The following is a 6873-nucleotide window of genomic DNA, read 5'->3' as shown; positions in this document are numbered from 1 at the left end:
CCGGGATCTCGGTTTCGGCGCCGCCCGGGGCGTCCACCACCGGGGTGACCGGGGGGACCGGCAGGACGTCCACGACCCGGGTGGGGACCAGGCGGGTCGCCCGGGCCCGGGGGGCCAGGTCGGCCGGCCCGAAGTCGCGCCGGATGGAGGCCAGCTCCGGCGCGTCGAGCCAGGAGTGCGGGCGCCGGCCCGACTCCCATATGTGGTGGTGCGCGTCGACTCTCACGCGCATCGCTCCTCGGTCGGTGGTTGACGGTCGGTCAGGTGCGGAGGGGGTCCGGCTGCGGTCTCGTCGCCGCCGGGATCTCCTCCCCCTCGGCCAGGTGCTCGCGCAGCCAGCGTTCGGTGGTGTTGACGTGCATCAGGGCGGCGGCCTGGGCGAGGTTCGGGTCGCGGGCGACGAGGGCGTCGAGGATCGCCTCGTGCTCGGCGATGGTCCGCCCGGCCGCGTCGGCGTCGGCCAGCCCGCGCCAGACCCGGGCCCGCAGCGTGCGCCCGGAGATGTGCTCCAGCAGGGTGGCCAGGGTCTCGTTCCCGGTGGCGCGGATCACCGCCCGGTGGAAGGCGGCGTCGTGCCGGGTCAGCAGCTCGACGTCGTCCCGCGCGTCCCGCATGGCCGCCAGGTGACGCTCCACCTCGGCGAGGTCCTCGTCGGTGATGCGGGTGGCGGCCAGCGCGGTGGCGACGGGCTCGAAGAGCCTGCGCACCTCGGTGAGTTCGAGGACGGTGTCCCCCTGGAGCAGCTCTACCGCACCGCCGAGCCCTTCCAGCAGCAGACCGGGCGCCAGGCTGGTCACGTAGGTGCCGTCGCCGCGCCTGATCTCCAGGACCCGGGCGACGACGAGCGACTTGACCGCCTCGCGCATCAGGTTCCGGGACAGGCCGAGCTCGGCCGCGAGCTGCTGCTCCGGGGGTAGCTTCGAACCCGGGGCCAGCTCGCCCTCCTGGATCATCCGACGGATGCGGGCGATGGCTTTGTCAGTCAGGGACACGGCGTCAACGTATCAGGTGATCCTATGTCTCGGAAGAGATCCAATGCCTTCCCTTCGTTGAACTCGGCACACTGCCTGGCACTATGCCGCCCGTCGGCCCTTCCTCTGGCCACCTCGGGTGGCCTTTCACCCGAGATTCATCCCATGTATCGACTCGGAGGAGGAGCCGCTCGTGGTAGCTCACGATCCGGCGTAGGCCGTTGCCTGGATGCCGTAGAGCTCGGCGTAGCGCCCCTGCCGGGCCAGGAGCTCGTGGTGCGAGCCGATCTCTTCGAGGCGTCCCCGGTCGAGTACCAGGATGAGGTCCGCGCCGGTGACGGTCGAGAACCGGTGCGAGACGATGACCGTGATCGCCCCGGTGCGTGCGGCGAGCTCCCGGGCCCGGGCCATCTGACGCTGGAAGATCTCCTGTTCGCTGGGGGCGTCCAGGGAGGCCGTGGGCTCGTCCAGGACGAACAGCAGCGGCTCGCGGCGCATGGTCGCCCGCGCCAGGGCGGTCTTCTGCCACTGCCCCTCGGAGAGCTCCACGCCGCCGAGGGCCCGGCCGAGCAGGGTGTTCACGCCCTGGGGCAGCCGGCTGACGAAGGCGGCGGCCTCCGCCTCGTGAAGCGCCTCGGCGACGCGCTCGTGGTCGTCCAGGTGCGGGAGGTCGCCCAGGCCGACGGTCTCGGAGAACACGGTCCGGTAGCGGCCGAAGTCCTGGAACGCCGCGCTGGTGCGGGCGTGCCAGCCCGCGCCGTCGTACGAGGCGAGGTCCACCCCGTCGACCGTGATGCGGCCCGAGTCCGGCCGGTAGAACCGGTTGAGCAGCTTGACCAGGGTGGTCTTGCCGGAGCCGTACTCGCCGACGACGGCGACGACCGTCCCGGCCGGGATGGTGAGGCTCACGTCCTCCAGGGCGAACCGGTCGGTCCCGGGGTACCGGTAGCTGACCCGGTCGAGGACGATGCCCTCGGTGAGCCGGGGCGGGGTCGCGAGGTCGCCGGAGCCGTGCGTGCGCCGGTCAGCGACGAAGCGGCGCAGCCACAGGTAGGGGTCGACGAAGCGCTGGGCGGCCACGGAGTCGGTCGTCCGGCCGACGGCGGCCTCGACCGAGCCCCTCAGGGTGGAGGCGACGGTGATGGCGAGGACGACGTCGCCGGGTGAGCCGTGTCCGCGGGCGGTGCGGTGGATGACGACGGCCAGGGCGGCCACGAAGGCGGCCGTGAAGAGCGTCCAGCCGCCCACCCGCCAGGCGGCGGCGTGGAGTTGCGCCCGGAACCGGTGGTCGGCAGCCTCCTCCCAGAGGGCGGCCTGACGGCGGGCCAGCTCGCCGCCGGCCCCCGCGACCCGGATCTCCTTGGCGGCCGCCGCCTCCGACGCGGTGTCGAACAGGTGCTTCTGGAGCCGGACCGCCTCCGCCGTCTCGGTCTCGGCCCGGCTGACGCAGCGCCGGCCCCGGCGGTCGAACCAGAGCGGGGCGGCGGCGAACAGGACCAGGAGCAGCAGCCAGGGGCTCACCGTGCCCAGCAGCACCAGGGAAACGCCGAGTTGGAGCACGCCGAAGACGGCGGTGACCGCCGACCAGAAGCCGTTGACGATGGCCCAGGGAGCGCCGAGGACGATCGTCACCCGGTCCAGGAAGTCGCTGCGCTCGACGTGCTCCAGTCCGTCCAGCAGCGCGATGTCCCGGTGGATCGAGGCCGGCAGGTCCAGCACGGCCACCCGGTCCACCAACTGGCCCTTGACGTTGTAGCCCAGGTCGGTGAGCGCGGCGGTGGCGGCGTAGACGACGGCGGCTCCGACCGCCCCGGCGACGGCGGTGCCGGTGTCGTGGTCGATCGCGCCGTTGATGGCCGCGCGCAGGGTCAGCGCGGTGGCGGCGACCGTCACCAGGGAGAGCGCCTGGGTGAGCAGGACGGCGATCGTCAGCCCCGGCGAGCGGCGGTGGGAGAGGGCGAACAGTTCGCGGGCCAGCCCCGCGTAGTCGCGCGCGGTCGCCCGGAACTCGGCCTGCGGGTCCAGGGTCATGAGGGCTCGCTTTCGTCCGTGCGGTCGTCGTAGCCGAGGCGGAACCGCTCGGCCTGGATGGCGAAGAGACCGGCGTACCGGCCGCCGAGGGCCATGAGTTCGTCGTGGGTGCCGGACTCGGTGATCCGGCCGCCGTCGAGGAGCACGATCCGGTCGGCCTGCCGGACGGTGGACAGCCGGTGGGAGATCAGCACCACACTGGCGCCGCCACGGTGCTCGGCGAGGCGGTGGAAGACGTCGAACTCGGTGCGGACGTCGAGGTGCGCGGTGGGTTCGTCGAGGACCAGAAGGTCGGCGCCGGTGTGCACGGCGTACAGGGCGCGTGCCAGGACGGCTTGCTGCCACTGGCCTCCGGAGAGGTCGACCCCGCCGGTCCGAGTGCGGGCGAGCGGGGTGTCCCAGCCGTCGGGGAGCCGTTCCAGCACCGCGTCGAAGCCGGAGTCCTTCGCGGCGGCGTCCAGGGCGACCCGGTCGACGGGCACGGTGGCGTGGCCGAGCGCGACGTTGTCGGCGGCCGACAGCTGGTACTTGACGAAGTCCTGGAAGACGACCGAGACGTGCTCACGCCAGCCGGCGGCGCCCAGCTCGGCGATGTCGATCCCGTCGGCCGTGATCCGGCCCCGGGTGGGCCGGTAGAGGCCGGACAGCAGTTTGATCATGGTCGACTTGCCCGCGCCGTTGAGCCCGACCACGGCCAGCAGTTCGCCGGGCCTGATCTCCAGGCTGAGTCCGTCGAGCACGGTGCGCCCGGTGCCCGGGTACGCGAAGGACACGTCCTCGAAGGCGACCAGTGGTGGCGCGGTGCGCCGCTCGGTACGGGGGACGGGAAGGGCGACCGCACCGACGGCCTGCGGGCCGAGGGCCTCGCGCAACGCGCGGTAGGCCAGCATGCCCTCCGTCGCGGCGCGGATGTTGCGGACGTCCTCGCTGTAGCCCAGCGACTGCACGAGCGACCAGGAGGCGGTCAGCACCGCGGTGAGGGCCGAGATGCCGACCACGCCGCGGGCCGCGTCCCGGGTCACCGCGAGGTACACGACGACCAGGGGAACGCCGACCAGCACGAACTGGCTCCACTCGTTGCGCAGCAGTCTGCGGGAGAGCTCCCAGACGGGGTCGAACATCGCCCGCACGTGCCGCTGGATGCGCTCGACCATCCAGTCGCCGAAGCCGAAGACCCGTACCTCCATGCTGGGGCCGACGGCGGTGAGCGCGTCCTGCCAGGCCTCGGCGCGCATGCCGTGCGGGATTCCCTTGCGCCACACCGTCGTGAAGACGTCCGCCTGACGGTTGCGCAGGTACTGGTTGACCGCGCCCGGCACCAGCAGGGCGGGCACCGCCCACCACACGTACTGCGCCAGCACCGCGCAGGCGCCGGCCAGGCCGAGGAGCGAGGCGAGGCGGCGCAGGCGCCCCAGCGCGCCGTCGGCGGGGGTGCGCTCGGTCCAGTTGGCCGGCTGGGCGCGGGCGCGGCGGATCAGCTGCTGCACCTCGGGCGTCTCCAGCGCCTCGATCGTGGGGCTCGCCGTGGTGAGGCGCAGGACCCTGGCCCGGTGGGCCCCGTCGATGCGGAGGGCGGCGAGCTGCCCCAGCGGCGCGGTCAGCGCCTCGATCACGTGCCCGAGCAGCAGGACGGCACCGAAGACCGCGAGCGGGACGAGGGCGGCGTCGAAGAGGTCCGCACCCGGATGGCCCTGCACCCTGGCCACCAGGACCGCGGTGGCCAGGGCGGTGGCGGCCGGGAGGGCCGCCTGGACGACGAGGAGCCCGACCAGTGCGGCCAGGAGCGGCGGCCGCGCGTCACGCAGTGGACGCAGGAGCAGGGCGATGCGGGACGCCCTCGAACGAATGGCACCGTCGAAGCGCTTCGACTCGAACATTCGCCAAATCTGGCAGGAATCCTGACCGTGTGTCAATTCGTATATGAGCTACCGGAATTCCGTTGAATTTATCGAAGCATCGTCGAATAACCGATGAACCGAAGGCGATTACGGCGACCGGGTGACCTTGGGAGAGTTCGAAGCGGTCGGCGGGCCACGGCGCAGTGTCGCGGGTGAGCATCCGGTTACGCGCCGTTCACACCGCGCGGGCCCGTGGGGAAACAAGCGGTTCCTAGCGTGTCCGCTCACACCGCACCCCGGAAAGGCGGGCCATGACCACCACCGAGTCGCGTCCGACGACGACCACACCACCCGACGCCGAGAAGAGCCAGGCGACGAAGGAGACCCTGGAGGACTACACCCTCCGCTTCGCACCCCGCAGCTACCGCCGCTGGACCCCTATGGTCGTGGCGACCACCGCGCTCGGCGGCATCGCCTATATGGCCGACTTCTCCATCGGCGCCGGCATCGGCCTGGCCCACGGCACCGGCAACGCGCTCGTCGCGATCGCGGTGGCCGCAGTGGTCATCTTCGTCACCGGCTTCCCGCTCGCCTACTACGGAGCCCGCTACAACATCGACCTCGACCTGATCACCCGCGGCTCCGGCTTCGGCTACTACGGCTCGGTGCTGACCAGCGTCATCTTCGCGAGCTTCACCTTCATCTTCTTCGCCCTCGAAGGCTCGATCATGGCCCAGGGCCTCAAGCTCGGCCTCGGGCTGCCGCTGTGGCTGGGCTACGCGGTCTCCACGCTGATGGTGATCCCCCTGGTGATCTTCGGCATGAAGGCGCTCAGCAAGCTCCAGGTGTGGACGACGCCGGTCTGGCTGGTGCTGATGGTCGCCCCGCTGGTCTACCTGATCGCCGACGACCCCGGCACCGTCGACCGCTTCCTCTCCTACGCCGGCACCGACGGCGAGGGGGGCGTCAACCCCGCCTCCGTGCTGCTCGGCGCCGGTGTCTGCCTGTCCCTGATCGCGCAGATCGGCGAGCAGATCGACTACCTGCGCTTCATGCCGCCCAAGACCGGGGCCAACAAGCGCGGTTGGTGGACCGCCGTGATCATGGCCGGTCCCGGCTGGGTGGTCCTCGGCGCCCTGAAGCAGGCCATCGGCGTCTTCCTCGCCGTCTACATCATCGCCGGGGTCGGTGCCACCGCCGCCCCGGAGCCGATCCGGCAGTTCAAGGGCGCCTTCGACGCGATGATGCCGTCCTGGCTGGTCATCCCGCTCGCGGTGGCGCTCGTCGTGATCAGCCAGATCAAGATCAACGTCACCAACGCCTACTCCGGCTCGCTGGCCTGGACGAACTCCTTCACCCGGGTCACCAGGCACTACCCCGGCCGGATGGTCTTCGTCCTGGTCAACCTCGGCTTCGCGCTCGCCCTGATGGAAGCCGACATGTTCAGCTTCCTCAACAGCATCCTGGGCTTCTACTCGAACTGCGCGATCGCCTGGGTCGTCACCGTCGCCACCGACATCGGCGTCAACAAGTACCTGCTGAAGCTCTCCCCGCTCCAGCCCGAGTTCCGGCGCGGGATGCTGTACGCCGTCAACCCGGTCGGCACGGTGGCCTTCGTCGCCGCCTCGGGCCTGTCGATCGCCATGTACTTCCACGCCCTCGGCGACACCCTCCAGCCGTACTCGCCCGTGGCCGCCGCCGTCATCGCCTTCGCCCTCACCCCGCTGATGGCGATCGTCACCAAGGGCCGGTACTACCTGCGCCGCACCGGCGACGGAATCGACGAGCCCCTGCTCGACGCTGCGGGCAATCCCAGCGCCGTCACTCTCGACTGCCACGTCTGCCACCAGCCCTACGAACGCCCCGACCTGGCCGCCTGCGCCACCCACGGAGCGGCCGTCTGCTCGCTGTGCCTGAGCACCGACAAGGGCGGTGACCACGTGCTGCCCGCACAGCCGATCGCCGGCTGACCCGGGGACAGCGGCGACCGCCCACCCTGAGCGGAGAGCACCCGCGCCCGTGGCTGCGGTCGA

4 protein-coding genes and 1 pseudogene are annotated in these 6873 nt (G+C 71.6%); 1 reads left to right on the top strand and 4 read right to left on the bottom strand.

What is annotated here, in order from left to right:
- The 4 genes and pseudogenes from ACFV4G_RS35030 to ACFV4G_RS35015 all read right to left on the bottom strand — a co-directional run.
- Positions 1–226: pseudogene (locus ACFV4G_RS35030) on the bottom strand (hypothetical protein); the annotation flags it as partial.
- Positions 227–260: 34 nt separating this feature from the next.
- Positions 261–992, bottom strand: a complete 732-nt coding sequence (locus ACFV4G_RS35025; RefSeq protein ID WP_380446229.1) for a FadR/GntR family transcriptional regulator — start codon at positions 990–992, stop codon at positions 261–263.
- Between the two features lie 180 nt (positions 993–1172).
- Positions 1173–3002, bottom strand: coding sequence for an ATP-binding cassette domain-containing protein (locus ACFV4G_RS35020; RefSeq protein ID WP_380446228.1), 1830 nt, complete (start codon positions 3000–3002; stop codon positions 1173–1175).
- Entirely contained in the window at positions 2999–4879 is a 1881-nt protein-coding gene (locus ACFV4G_RS35015; RefSeq protein ID WP_380446227.1) for an ABC transporter ATP-binding protein, read from the bottom strand. Before ACFV4G_RS35015 ends, ACFV4G_RS35020 begins: the two co-directional genes overlap by 4 nt.
- Positions 4880–5151: 272 nt before the next feature.
- Between ACFV4G_RS35015 and ACFV4G_RS35010 the strand changes: the two genes are divergently transcribed.
- Positions 5152–6810, top strand: coding sequence for an allantoin permease (locus ACFV4G_RS35010; RefSeq protein ID WP_380446226.1), 1659 nt, complete (start codon positions 5152–5154; stop codon positions 6808–6810).
- Positions 6811–6873 lie beyond the last annotated feature (63 nt).

Source organism: Kitasatospora sp. NPDC059747, from assembly GCF_042732955.1.
GTDB lineage: Bacteria > Actinomycetota > Actinomycetes > Streptomycetales > Streptomycetaceae > Kitasatospora.
This window is presented reverse-complemented; position numbering and strand designations above follow the sequence as displayed.